This is a genomic window from Vibrio lamellibrachiae (assembly GCF_050337265.1).
In the GTDB taxonomy this organism is placed as follows: Bacteria; Pseudomonadota; Gammaproteobacteria; order Enterobacterales; family Vibrionaceae; genus Vibrio; species Vibrio kyushuensis.
Map to the genome: position 1 here is coordinate 82818 of NZ_JAKJSU010000010.1, position 18733 is coordinate 101550.

Annotated in this window: 15 protein-coding genes; 6 read left to right on the forward strand and 9 right to left on the reverse strand. The window is 43.5% G+C overall.

Annotated elements, in window-relative coordinates; all coding sequences use genetic code 11:
- The first annotated feature begins 8 nt into the window (after nucleotides 1–8).
- The 3 genes from rapZ to mgtE all read left to right on the forward strand — a co-directional run bounded on the left by rapZ (nucleotide 9) and on the right by mgtE (nucleotide 2679).
- Nucleotides 9–869 carry an RNase adapter RapZ gene (gene rapZ / locus L4C54_RS17130; RefSeq protein WP_428809127.1) on the forward strand — a complete coding sequence of 287 codons (861 nt, stop codon included), beginning with the start codon at nucleotides 9–11 and terminating at the stop codon, nucleotides 867–869.
- Between the two features lie 45 nt (nucleotides 870–914).
- Nucleotides 915–1193 (forward strand): HPr family phosphocarrier protein, encoded by a 279-nt coding sequence (locus tag L4C54_RS17135; RefSeq protein ID WP_428802620.1) that lies wholly within the window; start codon nucleotides 915–917, stop codon nucleotides 1191–1193.
- A 130-nt stretch (nucleotides 1194–1323) separates the two neighbouring features.
- Nucleotides 1324–2679 carry a magnesium transporter gene (mgtE, locus tag L4C54_RS17140; RefSeq protein WP_428802621.1) on the forward strand — a complete coding sequence of 452 codons (1356 nt, stop codon included), beginning with the start codon at nucleotides 1324–1326 and terminating at the stop codon, nucleotides 2677–2679.
- Nucleotides 2680–2832: 153 nt separating this feature from the next.
- Here the strand turns inward: mgtE and pmbA are convergent, their stop codons facing one another.
- Complete coding sequence (pmbA, locus tag L4C54_RS17145) at nucleotides 2833–4176, reverse strand: metalloprotease PmbA (protein WP_428802622.1); 1344 nt, start codon at nucleotides 4174–4176, stop codon at nucleotides 2833–2835.
- Between the two features lie 121 nt (nucleotides 4177–4297).
- Between pmbA and yjgA the strand changes: the two genes are divergently transcribed.
- Nucleotides 4298–4828 carry a ribosome biogenesis factor YjgA gene (gene yjgA, locus L4C54_RS17150; RefSeq protein ID WP_428809128.1) on the forward strand — a complete coding sequence of 177 codons (531 nt, stop codon included), beginning with the start codon at nucleotides 4298–4300 and terminating at the stop codon, nucleotides 4826–4828.
- Nucleotides 4829–4918: 90 nt separating this feature from the next.
- Here yjgA and thiQ read toward each other — a convergent pair whose 3' ends face one another.
- From thiQ to mpl, 5 genes are all read right to left on the reverse strand, one after another.
- Nucleotides 4919–5623: a thiamine ABC transporter ATP-binding protein gene (thiQ, locus tag L4C54_RS17155; RefSeq protein WP_428809129.1), complete on the reverse strand. Its 705-nt coding sequence runs from the start codon at nucleotides 5621–5623 to the stop codon at nucleotides 4919–4921.
- A complete protein-coding gene (gene thiP / locus L4C54_RS17160) occupies nucleotides 5617–7212 on the reverse strand; it encodes a thiamine/thiamine pyrophosphate ABC transporter permease ThiP (protein WP_428809130.1) in 1596 nt (531 codons plus the stop codon). The genes thiQ and thiP overlap by 7 nt, the downstream gene beginning before the upstream one ends.
- Before the next feature lie 32 nt (nucleotides 7213–7244).
- Nucleotides 7245–8249 (reverse strand): thiamine ABC transporter substrate binding subunit, encoded by a 1005-nt coding sequence (gene thiB, locus L4C54_RS17165; RefSeq protein ID WP_428809131.1) that lies wholly within the window; start codon nucleotides 8247–8249, stop codon nucleotides 7245–7247.
- Between the two features lie 341 nt (nucleotides 8250–8590).
- Nucleotides 8591–9211, reverse strand: coding sequence for a flavin prenyltransferase UbiX (locus tag L4C54_RS17170; protein ID WP_428809132.1), 621 nt, complete (start codon nucleotides 9209–9211; stop codon nucleotides 8591–8593).
- 35 nt (nucleotides 9212–9246) lie between these two features.
- On the reverse strand, nucleotides 9247–10599 hold the full coding sequence (gene mpl, locus L4C54_RS17175) for a UDP-N-acetylmuramate:L-alanyl-gamma-D-glutamyl-meso-diaminopimelate ligase (protein WP_428809133.1): 1353 nt from the start codon (nucleotides 10597–10599) through the stop codon (nucleotides 9247–9249).
- A 241-nt stretch (nucleotides 10600–10840) separates the two neighbouring features.
- Here mpl and fbp point away from each other — a divergent pair, with 241 nt between their 5' ends.
- The gene (fbp, locus tag L4C54_RS17180; RefSeq protein ID WP_428802629.1) at nucleotides 10841–11851 is read left to right on the forward strand and encodes a class 1 fructose-bisphosphatase; all 1011 of its coding nucleotides are present in this window, start codon (nucleotides 10841–10843) and stop codon (nucleotides 11849–11851) included.
- A gap of 221 nt (nucleotides 11852–12072) precedes the next feature.
- Nucleotides 12073–12600, forward strand: a complete 528-nt coding sequence (gene ppa / locus L4C54_RS17185; RefSeq protein WP_428809134.1) for an inorganic diphosphatase — start codon at nucleotides 12073–12075, stop codon at nucleotides 12598–12600.
- Between the two features lie 79 nt (nucleotides 12601–12679).
- Here the strand turns inward: ppa and L4C54_RS17190 are convergent, their stop codons facing one another.
- From L4C54_RS17190 to tamA, 3 genes are all read right to left on the reverse strand, one after another.
- Nucleotides 12680–13033, reverse strand: a complete 354-nt coding sequence (locus L4C54_RS17190) for a DUF2799 domain-containing protein (protein ID WP_428809135.1) — start codon at nucleotides 13031–13033, stop codon at nucleotides 12680–12682.
- 105 nt (nucleotides 13034–13138) lie between these two features.
- Complete coding sequence (gene tamB, locus L4C54_RS17195) at nucleotides 13139–16915, reverse strand: autotransporter assembly complex protein TamB (RefSeq protein WP_428809136.1); 3777 nt, start codon at nucleotides 16913–16915, stop codon at nucleotides 13139–13141.
- Between the two features lie 13 nt (nucleotides 16916–16928).
- Complete coding sequence (tamA, locus tag L4C54_RS17200; RefSeq protein ID WP_428809137.1) at nucleotides 16929–18644, reverse strand: autotransporter assembly complex protein TamA; 1716 nt, start codon at nucleotides 18642–18644, stop codon at nucleotides 16929–16931.
- Nucleotides 18645–18733: the final 89 nt, after the last annotated feature.

An 18733-nucleotide genomic window follows, 5' to 3' on the forward strand; every position in this document is an offset into this window, starting at 1 on the left:
GTTCTATCATGCGTTTAATTGTTGTTAGTGGTCACTCAGGTGCCGGAAAAAGCGTTGCACTGAGAGTTCTCGAAGATCTTGGATACTACTGCGTTGATAACCTTCCTGTTAATTTATTGGATGCATTTATGCACTCGGTCAGTGACAGCAAACAAAACGTAGCAGTAAGTATCGATATTCGAAACCTGCCAAAAGAACCTACATTGGTCGATGACCTCGTCACTAAACTGCAAGAGAACAGCAATATCAGTGTGCTGTTTCTTGATGCAAACCAAGAAACGCTACTTAAGCGCTACAGCGAAACCCGTCGAATCCACCCTCTCTCGCTAAGTGACTCAAAACCTTCACTTGCTCAAGCTATCGAACTAGAAAAAACGGTTCTCTCGCCAGTTAAAGAGCACGCTAACCTACTTATTGATAGCAGTAACCAGTCTCTTCACGAACTGAGTGAAACAGTAAGAATGAAAGTTGAAGGGTGTGAAAGCAAAGATCTAATCATGGTTTTCCAGTCATTTGGGTTCAAATATGGTCTGCCTAACGATGCTGACTATATCTTTGATGTCAGATTTCTACCCAATCCCCACTGGGAGCCAGAGCTTCGCCCAATGACGGGGCTCAATCAGCCGATTATTGAGTTCTTAGAAAGCCACAATGAAGTAACGGAATTAAAAAATCAGATTCAAACCTTCATTTCTAATTGGCTACCAAATTTAGAAAACAACAATCGTAGTTACCTAACGGTAGCCATTGGTTGTACTGGTGGAAAACATCGCTCCGTCTATTTGACTCAACAGATTGGTGAGTACTTTTCGAAGCTTGGCAAACAGGTTCAAATTCGTCATGCCTCTTTAGAAGAGCATCACTCATAAAACCCTGCCTCTATTTTATTAATACCGCTATTTAAAGGGACTAATATGCAGCAACAAAGTCGTACTGTTTTAATTCAAAACCGTCTTGGGCTGCACGCTCGCGCTGCTGTTAAACTTGTTGAGCTTGCTCAGTCTTTTGACGCCATCCTAACGATCATCAATCATGAAGGTACGGAAGCAACCGCTGACGGCGTAATGGGACTTCTGATGCTAGAGTCTGCTCAAGGGCAACATGTTACGATCAACGCTGAAGGTAATGACGCAATTAACGCTCTAGAAGCAATTTGTCATTTAATTGAAGACCGTTTTGAAGAAGAAGAGTAACCCTCAACGCCACTCACCACTTAAATACCCACATTATTTTTATCATCTGTCAGCCACATTATTAGTTGCTTAGGTATAGAATTAAGTTACTATTCAAAGCATTGTAAGTACTAAGAGATAGGGGGAATCCATGGCAGAGCAAATTGAATTTGATCAGGCTCACCAAGCCCTCCAAGAAGTAACCGACGCACTAGAAAATGGTCGCTTTGTCCATGTCAGACGCCAACTGCAAGACATGGAACCTGAAGATATCGCTCACCTCCTTGAAGCCTCTCCACGAAAAAGCCGTGAAGTTCTATGGCAACTGACCGATCCCGAAGATTACGGTGAGATCCTCGATGAGCTCAGCGAAGATGTCAAAGATGGACTCGTCTCGAAGATGGCTCCAGAGACACTGGCTGAAGCAACCGAAGGTATGGATACCGATGATGTTGCTTACGTTTTGCGTAGCTTGCCTGACGATGTCTCGCGTGAAGTTCTGTCACAGATGGACATTTCTGATCGTCAGCGTGTAGAAACTGCACTTTCATACTCTGAAGGTACGGCCGGCGGTATTATGAATACCGACGTTATCACTATTCGTGCAGATGTCGATGTGGATGTTGTGTTGCGATACCTTCGCATGAAAGGTGAACTGCCTGAGGCGACGGACTCACTTTATGTTATCGATCAAGAGAGTCGCTTGATTGGTCAACTGCCACTAATAGCACTATTGACCACACAACCTGATATGCCAATCATCGAGGTAATGGATGACGCAGATGAGGCAATTTCGGTAGACACCAGTGATTCTGATGTCGCTAGCCTGTTTGAGCGTCGTAATTGGGTTTCTGCACCGGTTGTCGATAAGAACCAACACCTTGTTGGCCGTATTACCATTGATGATGTGGTTGATGTAATTCGTGAAGATGCCGAACACTCGATGATGAGTATGGCGGGCCTTGATGATGATGAAGATACCTTTGCACCAGTCGTAAAATCCGCTCGCAAGCGTAGTATCTGGCTTGGTGTGAATGTCCTCGCAGCTCTAACTGCGGCATCCGTTTCCAATATGTTTGAAGCAACGCTTGAACAGATGGCAGCTATCGCCGTCTTAATGACCATCGTTCCATCGATGGGCGGTGTTGCTGGTAACCAGACCGTGGCACTCGTTATTCGTGGTCTTGCTCTGGGTCATATCGGTGACTCTAACAAGCGTGAACTACTGCTAAAGGAAGCGGCTATCGGCTTTTTAAATGGCATACTCTGGGCATTAATCATTGGCGCAATTGTTGTTGCTTGGAAGTCTGACTGGGTACTCGGTGGGATTATTTCTGCCGCTATGATGGTCAACTTACTCGTGGCTGGTATCGCCGGTGTAAGTATCCCTATCATGCTTAAAAAGATGGATATCGATCCTGCACTGGCAGGCGGCATGATGCTCACAACCATCACCGATGTCATTGGCTTGTTTGTCTTCCTTGGTTTGGCGACTTTGGTTATTTAAGTATTTGGTTATTAGAATATTTAGTTATTAAAACAAATTCCTCTGCGCTTTCTTGTGAAAGCCGGTAGTAGAAAGTTAAAAAAGGCTTAACAGCAATCACTGTTAAGCCTTTTCTCTATTCGGTATCTAGCTTTATAAGCTTAACTAAACTTGTTACTCGCCAGCAATCTTCATCGTATCAAGTAAAATAGAGCCGGTTTGAATTTGAGAGCGAGTTTCTACATCACTACCAACGGCGACGATACGTGAAAGCATATCTTTCAAATCGCCAGCAATGGTAATTTCAGAGACTGGATATTGAATTTCACCATTCTCAACCCAGAAACCAGCTGCGCCACGAGAATAGTCACCAGTCACAATGTTCACACCTTGGCCCATTACTTCAGTAACTAGCAGGCCAGTGCCAAGCTCTTTAAGCATCTGCTCAAAGTTTTGACCTGTCGATTGAACATACCAGTTGTGGATACCACCAGCATGGCCAGTTACCTGCATATTCATTTTACGCGCGGCGTAACTGGTGATTAGGTAAGTAGCCAAAACACCATCAGTGATAATTTCACGGTCTTGAGTATAAACACCTTCACTATCAAATGGGCTAGACGCTAAACCACGTAGAACATGAGGGCGCTCTGAGATGTTAAACCACTCTGGTAGAATCTTCTCACCGAGTTTATCAAGCAAGAATGATGACTTACGATATAGGTTACCACCGCTAATAGCCATGACTAAGTGACCAATAAGCCCTGTTGCCACATCAGCCGCAAACATCACAGGATAAGTTCCTGTTGCCAGCTTTCTAGCATCTAAACGGCTAATGGTTTTCTCTGCCGCTTGCTGGCCAACAGATTCTGGTGTCCATAGTTCGTCACGATGACGTGCAAGCGTATAGCTGTAATCACGCTCCATCTCACCATTTTGACCTTGACCAATTACACAACAGCTCGTGCTATGACGGCTCGATGCGTAACTTGCAAGTAGACCATGGCTATTACCATAAACCTTTACGCCATAGTGACTGTCGTAGCTTGCGCCGTCACTCTGCTTAATTTTATCGCTGAATGAGAGTGCTTTCTCTTCAGCTGCAATTGCAATCTGTGCTGCGTAATCAGGATCTGGCGTATCCGGGTGGAAAAGGTCCAAATCTGGAATATCCGTAACCATAAACTCTTTCGGTGCGGGACCTGCATTGGGATCGGCTGAAGTATATTGAGCAATATCTAATGCTGCCGCGACAGTTTGTGCAATCGCTTTATCACTCAGATCAGACGTTGATGCACTGCCCTTTTGTTGATTTCGATAAACAGTAATCCCTAACGCACCATCACTGTTAAATTCAACGTTCTCAACTTCGCACATGCGAGTAGAAACACTGAGTCCCGTTGATTTAGTGATCGCAACTTCTGCAGCATCTGCACTCACTGAAGCCATTTCAAGAGCTTTCGCGACTGCGGCTTCTAAATCAACGCGCTGTTGAGCGACTTGTTGTTTTACATCCATATCTAATCTGAGTCATTTTTGAATTATATTGGCTTAGGATAACAAGAATTTCGCAATCTCCCCACGATTGTTGTTAAAATAGACCTAATATTAGTTTAAGACAGTGATATAGGCAGAAAAGATGGCTCGTAAAAACCAGAAAGCGCCTTGGGAACCGGAAGAAGAGATCATTTGGGTGAGCAAAACCGAAATGAAGCACGATATGGATATCTTGCAAAAGTTGGGGGAAGAGCTAGTTGCTCTAACACCAACTATGTTGAAAAAGATCCCAATGAGTGAAGATCTTGCTGATGCAATTAAAGATGCGCAACGTTTCAAGAATGAAGCGAAACGTCGTCAACTGCAATACATTGGTAAGATGATGCGTACGCTCGATACTGAACCATTGCAAGCGGGGCTAGATAAGATCCGCAACAAGCACTCACAAGCAACGGTCGAATTTCATAAACTTGAAAAGCTACGCGACCGAGTGATTGAAGAAGGTGATAGTGCTATTGCTGATATTATGGATCTATACCCTGATACCGATCGCCAGCGCTTACGCCAGCTAGTTCGTCAAGCCAATAAAGAGAAGAAAGCCGGTAAGCCTGCAAAAGCCTTCCGCGAAGTTTTTCAGGTATTGAAAGAGCAGCACGAAGCGACACAAAAATAGTATAGCTTCCACGAAAAGTAACGTAAGAAGGTTGATAAGTTTATTTTATCAACCTTTTTTATTGCTTAAAAATGGTTTTAGAGATGAAAACTACTGTGCGGCTTTAACAAATTCAGCCAACTGTTTATTTTCATGCAATTCAGTCAATTGATCGACTGTATCAACAACTTCTACTTTGTAATTGGCAATGAACGCAAAGTGACTGGCAATCGACTTAGCATCATTAATATGGTGTGTCACCATCAATACAGTAATGTTTCTCTCATTAGCAAGACGTTTAACCAGCGCCAACATCTCTTCACGTAGGACAGGATCAAGGGCAGAAAAAGGCTCATCAAGTAACCAGATCGGGTGAGGCTGAACAAAGCACCGAGCTAGAGCAACACGCTGACGTTGTCCTCCTGATAAGTGTTCAGGCAACCTATCTAATAATTCATCGACCGATACTTGTTGCGCTGCATCAACCACTTGCTGCTTTTGAGCGTCATTGAGCTTCAAACCTGGGTGCAGGCCCAAGCCTATGTTTTCTCGAACTGTGAGATGAGCAAAAAGATTGTGCTCTTGGAATAACATCGAAAATGGACGCAGGTAAGGTGCCTGACCCACAACCGAATTTTCTTCCACTTCAATCGAGCCAGAAACAGGGTCGATAAACCCAGCGACCAAACTTAGTAAAGTCGATTTACCCGCCCCACTCGGCCCCATTAAAGCCGTAATTGTGCCTTTCTCAATGTTCAAATCAAAACAAAAGCACTCTTGATGATAGTGGTAATCTATATTTTTTAAACTTAACACTTACCCACTCTCCCATTAGCTTTAAATAACATTTCAATCACTGCAAAACAGCTCACACTCAATAGTAATAACGTTACTGAAACAACCGCGGCTGCATCCATTTGATAGCTGCCTAATAATTGAAATAAATACAAAGGTAGTGTTCTGAACTCTTGGCTGCCAAACAGTGCAATGGCACTGAGATCGCCTATAGAAAACATAAAGCTTATCGCAAAGGCATGCGCCATTGGTTTGCGAAGCGCTCTTAATTCAACCACTCTAAATCGTTGCCAACCTTTCATTCCAAGACTGGCACACACATATTGATATTGCTGGGCAATGTGCAGCATGGGCTGAGCGAGGGTTTTAATCACATAAGGCAGTGCCATCAAGGCATTTACTGAAACCACCACCACACTCGCAACGCTAAATACATCAGTAATATTTCGCAGCAACAAAAATAGTCCAGTACTCACGACTAAGCCGGGCGTCACCAAAATGATAGTGCCCATTAACTCTATTTGGTCGGCATGACGATGTTGGCTCCTCAAGCGAAGTGTGCGGCTAGTAACGAGAATACTCACCCCGACGGTCACGGCAATAATGCTGGCCAAGCTGGCGACTTTAAGAGAGGACCACAGCGCAGACCAAAAACGGCTGTCACTTAACACAACAGGTAATTGACTATTCATCCCGCTAAGGATAACCATAAGTAAAGGGGGTAACACGAGCAATAGAGCACCCATGATCCAAAAGCTATCCCACCCTTTTGAACGCCATGTATCATTGATCAAATAGAGGCGCTTTTGTGTTGCACCAGAGCTTACGGGTAAAGGCTTTGACAGTCGTTGAATACTAAATGCAATCACCGCACAAAGCAGCATTTGCCATATCGCAAGTAACGCACCAGCCTGAAGATCAAACTCAAATTTGATTGCCTGATAGATGGCAAGCTCGATAGTGGTTGATTTTGGTCCGCCTCCCAATGCCATCACCGTTGCAAAACTGGTGAAACAGAGCATAAACACCAAGCCAAACACATGTGGCAGTTGCTGCTTCAGCCTTGGCCATTCAACCCATTTAAACTTATCCCAGTGACTCATGCCCAAGTGCGCGCAAAGTTTATGTTGCTCAGTAGGCACGGTTTCCAATGCTTGCAGTAACAGTCGGCTGGCATAAGGGAGATTAAAGAAAACGTGAGCAAGCAAGATTCCATTCAACCCATAGATCGAGAATGGCATTGTGCTATCAAAGCGCTGGAGCCATACCGATATCAACCCACTGTTTCCGTAAATCGCAAGCAAACCAAATACGCCAACCAATACAGGCAACACCAGTGTTGTAGCAAACAGTTTGAGTACGAGATCTTTACCTTTAAAATGGCGACGCGACAGTGCATGCGCAACTGGAATTGCAAATCCGACACTGAGCAATGAGGATAATAGTGCCTGATAGAAACTGAACTTAGTGACATGACGATAGTAAGGATCGCCCCATACTAAACTAAGATCGAAGGACGGCGCTTCTAACAATAATGCTGTTAATGCAGAAATGACAAAGGTCGCGATAGCTATCGCGACCCATATGCCAATCTTAGGAATGGAATTCAATACTGACTCTCAGTTAATCTAATCACCACAGCTTACATCGTTAATGCGCTTTGCCACTCACGAATCCAAGCTTTACGCTCTGCTGCTACTTTGTCTGAACTAAAGCTAAGGGCTTTTTGTGGCAGTGTTAATGTCTCATAACCTTGAGGCAGCTTAATGTCTGTCACAGGATACATCCAGTTTCCGGTTGGCATCGCTGATTGGAATTCATCACTTAGAATGAACGCCATAAACTCATCGGCTAATTTCTGGTTAGTAGAGCTGTTCACTTTCGCTGCAACTTCTATCTGCGTGTAGTGTCCTTCTGAGAAATCTGCCGCTGCGTATTTCGCATCATCTTCGGCAATCAGGTGATAAGCTGGCGATGTTGTGTATGAAAGCACTAGATCAGATTCACCTTTCAGGAACATAGAATACGCTTCAGACCAACCTTTCGTCACGGTCACCGTCTTTTTAGCTAGCTGCTGCCATGCATCATTACTCTCTTCACCGTAGACTGACTTCATCCACAACAATAAGCCTTGTCCGGGTGTTGATGTGCGCGGATCCTGGTAGATCACTTTCAGATCATCACGCTCTTCTACTAACTCTTTTAAGCTCTTTGGTGGATTAGCTAACGTCTCTTTGTTGTAAACAAAAGCAAAGTAACCAAAGTCATAAGGTACGAAGGTATCATCACTCCAACCATTTGGTAGAGCAACATTCGATGTATCTACTTTGTGCGTAGCCAACAGCCCTGTTTTCTTCGCTTCCGCCATCAAGTTGTTATCAAGGCCTAGAACGATATCCGCTTTGCTATTTTTTCCTTCTAAGCGAAGGCGATTAAGAATAGAAACACCATCATCCAGTGCGACAAATTTAACGTCACAACCACATTGAGCTTCAAACGCTTTTTCAACCGTTGGACCCGGGCCCCAGTCTGCAGCAAACGAATCGTATGTATAGACAGTCAGGGTATCTGAAGCTTGCGCCATGAATGACAAAGCGGATAGAGATGTTAGTGTCGCTAGGGTAATTGTATTTAGAGGGTTTTTCACTGCTCGCTCTCCTTAGTTGAGCAGCGCAGAAACAAGGTGGGACAGTGGTATACGATATATAGCCACTACAAGAATCGACACTGCTATTTGAGATAAACAAGTGCGATGCTCCACCCTCAATTCCTACGCCAGCATTATCTGGTTCAGGTTAATAACGGTTTATTTGTCACGACAGATAAACCGAAATGCGGGTCCCAAGCTTGGCTTGATCTCAGCTGACACGTAGATACGTATCTGGCTCCCCGATGAGTCATTTGTGATTGTAATTTGTATTGAGTGACTTATCCATAAGGATTAACGTTTCTTCAACAACTAAACTAACAAACCTGGATGAAAGATCCTTATTTAGAGTAGCCCCAACGTGGTACTAGCCCTTGCTCTACACCTAAATGGTCTAATATTCTCGCTACCATAAAATCAACAAGATCCTCGATAGACTGAGGTTGATGATAAAAACCTGGCGAGGCAGGCATGATAGTTACGCCCATTTGTGACAACTTGTGCATATTCTCTAAATGAAGTGTCGAGAATGGCGTTTCACGAACCACTAAAAGAAGCTGTCCTCGCTCTTTCATCACCACATCGGCAGCACGTTCAATTAAGTTGTCAGACATACCGTGAGCTATTGCCGCAACACTGCCCGCAGAACAGGGACAAACGACCATTTGCTTTGGTGCGGCAGAGCCTGACGCAACCGGAGAAAACCAATCCTCTTTACCACAAACTTCTAAATTATCGCCATCGCAACCTAAGTGTTCAACCAGCGCTTTTTTGCAAGCATCAGGACCACTCGGTAGCTTTAACCCGTGCTCGGTAGCCATTACGACGCGCGCAGCTGAAGAGATAAGCAAATACACTTTATAATCGGCAGCTAGTAAGCACTCCAATAAACGAATACCATAAGGAGCACCAGATGCACCTGTAAACGCCAGTGTTATGGCTTTTTTAGTCTGTTCTTTCATCTCTAATTACTTTTCAATTTTCTATAAATCATCAATTAAGCTTCTAATGCATTAAGTAACTTATCGTGAATGCCTTCAAAACCACCATTGCTCATGACTAATATTTGATCGCCTGACTGTGCCTCTAAACTAATTTTAGCGACTAATTCATTAATATCATTGCTGACATGTGTATTCTGTTGGCATTTATCCGCAATGTCTTGCAAAGACCAATCAATATTATCTGGCTGATAAAGAAAAACTGAATCGGCTTTAGTCAGTGATGCAGCCAATGTTTCCTTATGCACACCTCGCTTCATTGTCGCAGATCGTGGCTCTAGAACAGCAATGATCTTATTCTCACCGACTTTATTACGTAAGCCATCTAAAGTGAGTTCAATCGCGGTTGGGTGATGCGCAAAATCATCATAGATCGTCACACCATTAACCACACCTTTAAGCTCTAATCGACGCTTGGTATTGATGAATTGCCCCAAAGCTTCACACGCGAGATCGGGGGTAACACCAACATGTCTTGCCGCTGCAATCGCCATTAAGGCGTTATCAACATTATGATCACCAACTAAATCCCATGCCACTCGACCGATACATTCATCATACAAATAGACATCAAATACAGAGCCATCATTTTTTACCTTTTCCGCTCGCCACTCCCCTTTAGGACCGGTAAGTTCTGTTTCACTCCAACAGCCTCGTTGCAAAACATCATCAATATCTGAGTTTTGTTTTGGTGCTAATATTCGGCCATTGCCTGGGACGGTTCTTACTAAATGATGAAATTGACGCTTAATCGCCTCAAGATCATCAAAGATATCAGCATGATCGAACTCAAGGTTATTCATGACGAGTGTTCTAGGGTGGTAGTGAACAAACTTGGAACGCTTATCAAAAAAAGCACTGTCGTATTCATCTGCTTCAACTATAAAAAACATACTCTCGCCTAAACGAGCCGATATTCCAAAGTTTCCAAGCACCCCTCCGACTAAAAATCCCGGTTTATAACCACACGACTCTAAAATCCAAGCAAGCATGCTAGAAGTCGTTGTTTTGCCATGCGTTCCTGAAACCGCGAGTACCCAGCGGTCATGAAGCAAGAACTCTTGCAGCCATTGCGGCCCAGAGGTGTAACGGATGTTGGTATTTAAAACATGTTCAACACAAGGGTTACCTCGGCTCATGGCATTACCAATAACCACTAAGTCAGGTTGTGGGTCAAGCTGTGACGGGGCAAAGCCCTCAATGATTTCAATACCTTGAGACTCAAGCAACGTACTCATAGGTGGATACACATTGGCATCTGAACCCGTTACTTTATGCCCGAGTTGACGCGCTAATACTGCTGCGCCGCCCATGAATGTGCCACAAATTCCCAAGATATGAATATGCATACAACTTAGCCTTACGAAGTGATTTTCGATTGAGAGTCTCATTATCGCCATTTCGCCATCAAAGGGAAGTGAGATTGCAAATCGCTGACAAACGACAAATGATTTGAGAACTCAATCGGTTACTTCATTACCATAAATAAGATCTAACGCTTACACTATATTTAGTGTGATTGCATAAAGCCCAATTAAGAGGCAAACGTTATCGCCACGCCCCCATACTCATTATTGTTAAGGATATAACATGTCTGAAATGCGCACCCTTGGCGAGTTCATTGTTTCAAAACAAGCGGACTTCCCCCACGCTAGCGGTGATCTTTCATCTCTTATTTCTTCAATTCGACTTGCTGCAAAAATCGTAAACAGAGAAATAAATAAAGCAGGACTCGCTGATATCACAGGTTCTGTTGGAACAGATAATGTTCAAGGTGAAGAGCAACAAAAACTGGATCTGTACGCAAACGAGAAATTTAAAGCAGCGCTAGAAGCTCGCGATCAAGTTTGTGGCGTTGCCAGTGAAGAAGAAGATGAAGCCGTTGCGTTTAATAAAGAACTCAATAAGAACGCTAAATACGTCGTCTTAATGGATCCACTTGATGGCTCATCTAATATTGATGTGAATGTTTCTGTCGGAACAATTTTCTCAATATACCGCCGAGTTTCCCCTGTAGGTACACCACCAACACAAGAAGATTTCCTTCAACCAGGCAACAAACAGGTTGCTGCTGGTTATGTCGTCTACGGTTCTTCAACGATGTTGGTTTACACCACGGGTAATGGTGTTAACGGCTTTACTTACGACCCTTCGATTGGCACATTCTGTCTTTCTCATCCTGATATGATGACGCCAGACAATGGCAAAATTTACTCCATCAATGAAGGTAACTACATTCGCTTCCCAACGGGCGTAAAGAAATACATTAAATACTGCCAAGAGAATGAACCAGAAGATGGACGCCCATATACTTCAAGATATATCGGTTCATTGGTTTCAGACTTCCACCGTAACTTGTTAAAAGGTGGTATCTATCTTTACCCGAGCACCCAAGCTCACCCGAACGGTAAGCTTCGCCTATTGTACGAGTGCAACCCAATGGCATTTATCATTGAACAAGCAGGCGGCTCAGCTTCTGATGGTGTTAATCGCATCATGGATTTAAAGCCAACTGAACTACACCAGCGTGTTCCTTTCTTCACTGGTTCGAAAAGCATGGTGAATAAAGTTGAAGAGTTTATTAAAAACAACCAAGACTAATCAATAATAGTATTTTTATAGACAGGTCAGCCAAAACTGACTTGTCTATTTTCATTGTTAACGTTCCCTATCCCCCTGATTTGCCACACTTCATAAATGTGCCCCTACAATTTAGCATCCTGCTGATTAATGACTAAACTTTAACCATCAATAACATTCATATCTCAAAGCAATTTTGAAATACGGCTTGCTATGCGAATACCAATATTAAGGAGTTTTTGATGAGTTTGAATCTCGTACCTGCAGGAAAATCGCTGCCTGACGACCTCTATGTCATTATCGAAATACCAGCCAATGCCGACCCAATAAAATATGAAGTGGATAAAGATTCCGGTGCGGTATTTGTGGATCGATTTATGTCAGCACCGATGTTCTACCCTTGCAACTATGGCTACATAAATGACACGCTTTCATTAGATGGTGACCCGGTCGATGTACTCGTCCCAACCCCTTTCCCATTAATACCGGGTTCAGTGATTCGTTGTCGCCCAGTAGGCGTTCTGATGATGAGTGATGAATCAGGTGAAGACGCAAAAGTCTTTGCTGTCCCTCACTCTAAACTATCCAAAGAGTATGATGATATTCAGGATGTGGGCGATATCCCTGAGCTATTAAAAGCACAAGTTAGCCACTTTTTTGAGCGTTATAAAGATTTGGAAGCTGGAAAGTGGGTCAAAGTCGATGGCTGGAAAGATGTAAAGGCTGCGAGAGAAGAGATTATGCTTTCTCATAAACGAGCTCAAAAATAATATTGGATACAGTGAAAAAACAATGTTCAGCTAAGGATCATTAAGCTGAACATTGTTGATATCTCAAGTAAAAAACTAGCTAAAGCGCACCACTAGACTCTCTGCCGGAATTATAATCTTGCCTAAAGAAGGTCTTGATATCGTCACAAACACCTCGATATGGCTTGCCCATGACGCCAAGCATGTGAGCGCTTTGAGAGCAATATTCCACCTTACCCTCGTCATATCCAGTGCTGTAAGCCATATATAACTCATCCGTTAATATGTCTTGTGAGTCATGTTTTGCTAGCCTTTCCTGAGAATGAAACAGTTGGCCATCAAGACCGCGCTGCTTGCCGAATTCAGCCCAGTCTGCTTCAGCTATAGATTCAGGCGTCATTAATTGCGCACAACCAACAGTAAACAGTACTACCAGTAACCATAAATATTTCATCACTTTTCCCTTTATCCGGTTTAGTACAATACATTTAGGTACTACTCATAACCTAGTGATAAGAGACCCGCTGATGACACTGTTTCTTTCACAACAAAAGCGTCATCATTCAAATTCAAACTGATAAAGCAGGTCCACCGCGTTATCTACGCCAGAGAGAACTTCAAGGTACAAGTCACTCATCAATCTATACCTAATAGTAAACTCCCCAACGGCATCAAAAATACCAACACCATATTTCACTTGAAGTCCGGGTAACACATAGCCACTCACAGTCACTTGAGACTCTTCACCCGACCCTGCTGTATCTAATTGTAGGTCTTGTACACCAAATGCTTCGCCTATTTCGCCAACAACTTTACCGCTTTTCGCAAGGCTGAGGCCAATCAATGTCGTTGTCATGGCATTACCACCAGTTTCAGCATCAATGTCTTGGCCTCGAAGAAGATAAGAGAGTGCATTGGCCTGTGGCATGGCAGGTTCTGAAAAAATAGTGACCGTAGGCTCATCAACAGATCCATCAACACGAACACCTGCTACAACATCATCTCGGGTATTTTCTGGATTACGAATCGCACTGATGGAGACATAAGGCTGGTCCACTGGACCGTTCATTAATATTTTACCTTCATCAATAATAAGGTCTTGGCCAAAGGAGCGATATGTTCCCTCTAAGATATTGATTTCACCATGAATGATTGGGCCTTTATCTTTTTGAGTCACATTAAGCTGCCCGACTAAGTTGCCCTCTAGGCCAAACGCCGATAACGTAAATGCATCACCAATCGTAATTTGAATGTCTGTTTCAATAGCAAAAACGCTAGCAGCGGAATCATCAATAGGTTGCATAGATTCATCAAGAAGAATTTGATCTTTAGAAATGCCAATCGCGCTCGGAGGAAGATCTTCAACGACTATATTGCCCCATGGTAAATCGATGGTTCCGGTCACTTTCGCCTGTTCTGGTGCGAGGCTAATCATCATGTCAGGGCTCACCTTCACTTTAAGCATTGGTGGTTGACTAACGAGTAACTCATTAGCAAAGATTCGAATATGGCTACTCCAAGCTTCTAGGTCTTTCCAATCCGCATCACCCTCAATACTTAAAGGGCCATCAGGAGTCTCTATACTGGCTTGAAGTGTCGCATCTGTTCCGCCAAATGTTGCTATGACTTCGCCACCTTGAATATCCAAGGGTGACAGTTCACCACGTAGTAGTATCTCCTCGACTCGCAGTTCACCGGTAACATTCGGCTTAGCTAATTCGCCACTCAATGCCAGCTGTGAGTTAACTTGCGCGTCAAATTTATTGTATTCACCAATGAGCGGAGATAAAAAGGCTAAACCAATTTTTGACAGGCGAAGATCACCTTCAAGCTGCTTATCTGGCTGCTCAACATTTGGAATGGTGACATCTCCCGATATTTCACCATTGTCAGTTAAATCGAATAACCAATTCGCTTGCAGTTGGTTATCTGCCAACTTTGCATTTAACGCAACTGAATTCCAACCAACACGTAAGGGAGCATTAGGCAAACTCGTCACCTGCCCAGCTGGCATTTGAACTCTAGCACTCACTTCTGGAGCGATATTTGGGCCCCACTTTGCACTCGCTTGAGCATTCACCTCGCCCTCGATGGCTGTATCTTGAGGCATTAATGGAGCTAATTGGTCAAAGTTAAAGTGGTGAATGGAAAGCTCAGCCTCTCCTTGTTCTCCAACATTAATATCCTTATCAAGGCATATTGAAGAACCATCTTGTCGCCAACAATGCGCTGCAATAAACGCTTGCTGTTTATCAACATCAACACTTATTTTAGTCTCGTCCTCTAACTGCCATTGGCCTTGTATCATCGTCAGTGATAAACGCTCTAGTGCCCCCTTCCAGCTTATACTTGGCTCTTGTTGCAATGCCCCGGAGATAGCTAGGCTTGTCGAGAGTATTTCAGATTGAATATCGATAAGTAGTTCGTGATCATCAAGTGCTCCCTTCAATTTCAGATCCACATCATCAATCAGGTGTTGTTGATATTGGATCTGTTTCGACTGAATATGAACATTGACTAGAGGTTCGGGGAGAGGTTTAAGATCCCCACTCACTGATAGAAGATCCATGCTCGCTTCATCTTGCCAAGACAGATCATGCGCCGTCATTGCAAGATGAACGCTCGGCTCTGTAAGCTGCCCTGACAGTGCTACATCCCCTAACATTGATCCATTAAGATCAGGAATAGACTTAGCGAATTCGGGAATTGATAATGCAACCTTCATGTTCCACTGCTGACTTAACTCGCCTTTTGCTTCAACAGAGTTTGGACCATGAGAGAGTTTTAAACTTGGCGTTTGAATATGAAAAGAACCATCGCCCAGTTTATCTGATGCGGTCAACGATCCAGCAATATTCAGTGGATAATCACGAAGTATTCCATCAATATCGATAACTGGGGTGTCAGTTAGCCAACCCCCTTGTTCCGTCAGTGCTCCTTTTGTATGAATATCACCACTGATGTTCCCTTCGGCTTCCGGCCAATACAAACCGGGCTGAATATGGTTTAGGTAGAGTTTTCCTTGCCAATTAATCGGGTCACTCCAGTTCGCGAAGACTTCCCCATCAATCGTTCCACCCAGTGTTTCAAGCTGTATCTGCTTAACATTAATCTGCTCTAAGTCGCCATCACCTTCCATCTCTATCGCTATATCAGGAAAGCTCACACCTTTGATACCGGCATCAAGTGCGAGTTTATACCCATCAAGGCTGCCCGAACTTGATAGCTGTTTAATATCCACCTGATAATCAGCTTTACCCGACAATGGCCACTGAGCTTGGGTTCCATTTAGTAAAACGCTATAAGGCAAGCTAGGCTCAAGCGGCTGAATATCTACTTGTAAGTAAGCCTTTACTAACCCACTAAACTCACTCTCGATTGAAAGCTCTGCAACACTACCTGTCGCTGTTAATGACACCTTTTGCCCATTGGCCTGTGGGTGCTTCACCAACGCGGATAATTGAGCCTCCAACGGATAGCCATCTTGTAAATCAATGCTTGCCGATAAGTCAGCCTCAACCTCTGGCATCGCGAGCTCTAGCTGATTAATAACGACTATTGAACCTGAGGCATTTGCTTCTAATCCAAGATGATTGACGACAATAGGTGACGCTTGCTCTAACTTGAACTCATTGATATCAAAGCGTTCAACAACTAACGAGAGTGGCATCGTCACTGACGGGAGCTCAATTGGCGTAGGCTCATTATTATCTGATGGTGTCCCCGGTTTACTTTGATCGGCGGCCTCACTCCCATCTGAAGTGGCTAGAGAAAGAGATATATCCTGCCAAACCGTTGGGCGTAGACGTAATTGATTATTCTGGAATCGGGCGCCCGTTGTCAGACTATGCCAACTCACTTGATTCTGCAAAATATCAAGATTGATATTCGATAAGCGAACCTTACTAATTCGAATTGGTATTGGTGTTGAAATTTTTAACGGCTTTGTATTGCTCTCAGCCTTCGGTGGTACATCTTCAGACTCAGGCAGTTGAGGCATTGAAAAGTTAAGGCCATCAGCCGTCAGTTCATTAATACAAATTGAAGGCTCTAAAAAACAGCTAGGGTTGATGGCGAGTGTTATTGATTCCGCATTAAGATCAATAAATAGATCTTCATCTTGAAAGGTAATTTGATTAAGCGTAAAGCGAGGAAAAATAGCCCCTTTAGAGCTACCGACTTGAAGTTGAGGTAACGCTTGTTGTGCCCCCCATAGAGCAATATTGAGCCCTGTATTGGTGTATAACAAACCAATTACTAAAATCAGTAACAATATAACCAATGAGATAAGACTCATTGAAAACCACTTTGTCCACTTCAGAACTACTTTAGTCATACTGCTGTCTTCATCATAATTCTGGGCCTAAAGTGAAGTGAATTTTGTACTCATCTCCCCCTTCTTCTACATCGAGCCCTTTGGCAAAATCAAGACGTATCGGACCTACTGGAGATGCCCAACGAATACCAACACCAGCACCGGCTTTAAAGTCAGCTGACTCATTGAAGGCATCACCATAATCATAAAACGTTGCTACCCACCAATTACCGACAACACGATATTGGTACTCAAGTGAGGTAGTTAACATATATTTACCACCGGTTAAGGCATCAATCTCATCTTTTGGAGAGATCGATTCATAGCCATAACCACGTAGATTGTTATCACCACCAGCAAAAAACAGCAGTGACGGTGATAATTTTTCGAACTCGCGAGTAAAGTTAGCGCCGCCATCAATGCGGAATAGCCCTCGGTGGTTATTACCAATGCCGCGAATCCACGAAGTACCACCAACCAATCGGACTAAACGGGTTTCTGATAAAAGAGCTGGATCACCATACTCGAGGGTAATGGATTTACGGTCCCCCCACATCGGCATGCTGCCCCCTTTGGTCCGTGTACGCGAGAAAGAGACACCGGGAAGAACAAATTGACCTACATCATCTTGAAGCCCTTGCTCATAGTTTTCGATCAGATAACGAACTCGAACAGTTTGATGCCAACCGCTGTCTAAAAGCCAGTGACGACCAACAGATAAGTTAGATTCCAGACTCTTGGTATCCAACTTATCCACTTTTTTCATTCCGTATTGAATTTGATAATACTCATGAAGAGCATCATCTAAAGGGATCTTATAACCCGCGACAACACTCTGCTCAGGCACAGAAAGTGAAATGCTACTGTCAAAGCTGTGTCCTCGATCGTTAACCCACGGTTTTTTCCACTTTAGCGTGCCTCGGACACCCACATCGGTTGAATAACCAAGACCTGTTTCAAGTTGATTACGAGATTGTGGCGACAATGAAACTTTCATCGACAGCTCTCGATTGTCGTCCAGCTGACTCAAATCGGGCTCAACAAAGACAGATGAGAACCAGTCGGTATTAGAAAGGTTTTGATTGTACTCACCCACCTTTGAAATAAGGTACGGGTCTCCTTTCTGATAGGGCTGAAGAGATTGAACGCGCTCATCTCTTATTTGGCTACCAGTGATAAAGGTCGAGCCAAAATGATAACGAATACCACTGTCGTAATGCAGACGAATCATCGCTTGATTTAGGCTGGGAACAACCTCTAATCGGCTAACAGAAAAATCGCCCTTAAAGTAGCCTTTTTGCAGCGCCATATTACGAATCGAAGACTTCAGCGCATCATACCGACCATGATTGAGCGGCTGACCAATGACCAAGCCACTGTTTGAGATTAATTGAGAAAAAGTAGCATCGTTTTGTGCTTCACCAGTGATCACTATATCAAGCTCTGTAATCACCACAGGCTCACCCGGAGTAACATGGACGATCAGCTCTTTTCCATCCACGATTTCAAAACGAAATTTAGGATCGTAGTAACCCAGTGCATTAATCGCTTCAGTAATATTAGTTTCAATTCGAGACTGAAAGCGTAAAGAGACTTCATAATCTGTTTCAGGGATCGACAACAAATAAGCATCCACATTATCTTGTAATGCGCCTTCTAGCCCAACTACGCTTAACTCAATCTCACTTGCCGTAGCGAAATTGGATAAAACAAGGCTCAAGATTAATACTGGAAATCGCTTAGTTATCATGCTTAATTGATATAAACCACAAATGAGAGTTACTGCTAATAAAAATAATACCTAGATTAATTCAGTTAGTCTTTAGCTATTCATATAAT

What these genes read in the sequence shown, in the direction of transcription:
- L4C54_RS17170 (WP_428809132.1), bottom strand. Translation starts at nt 9,211, where the DNA reads ATGAAAGAACAGACTAAAAAAGCCATAACACTGGCGTTTACAGGTGCA.
- pmbA (WP_428802622.1), bottom strand. Translation starts at nt 4,176, where the DNA reads ATGGATGTAAAACAACAAGTCGCTCAACAGCGCGTTGATTTAGAAGCC.
- mgtE (WP_428802621.1), top strand. Translation starts at nt 1,324, where the DNA reads ATGGCAGAGCAAATTGAATTTGATCAGGCTCACCAAGCCCTCCAAGAA.
- tamA (WP_428809137.1), bottom strand. Translation starts at nt 18,644, where the DNA reads ATGATAACTAAGCGATTTCCAGTATTAATCTTGAGCCTTGTTTTATCC.
- L4C54_RS17190 (WP_428809135.1), bottom strand. Translation starts at nt 13,033, where the DNA reads ATGAAATATTTATGGTTACTGGTAGTACTGTTTACTGTTGGTTGTGCG.
- tamB (WP_428809136.1), bottom strand. Translation starts at nt 16,915, where the DNA reads ATGACTAAAGTAGTTCTGAAGTGGACAAAGTGGTTTTCAATGAGTCTT.
- ppa (WP_428809134.1), top strand. Translation starts at nt 12,073, where the DNA reads ATGAGTTTGAATCTCGTACCTGCAGGAAAATCGCTGCCTGACGACCTC.
- yjgA (WP_428809128.1), top strand. Translation starts at nt 4,298, where the DNA reads ATGGCTCGTAAAAACCAGAAAGCGCCTTGGGAACCGGAAGAAGAGATC.
- mpl (WP_428809133.1), bottom strand. Translation starts at nt 10,599, where the DNA reads ATGCATATTCATATCTTGGGAATTTGTGGCACATTCATGGGCGGCGCA.
- rapZ (WP_428809127.1), top strand. Translation starts at nt 9, where the DNA reads ATGCGTTTAATTGTTGTTAGTGGTCACTCAGGTGCCGGAAAAAGCGTT.
- L4C54_RS17135 (WP_428802620.1), top strand. Translation starts at nt 915, where the DNA reads ATGCAGCAACAAAGTCGTACTGTTTTAATTCAAAACCGTCTTGGGCTG.
- fbp (WP_428802629.1), top strand. Translation starts at nt 10,841, where the DNA reads ATGTCTGAAATGCGCACCCTTGGCGAGTTCATTGTTTCAAAACAAGCG.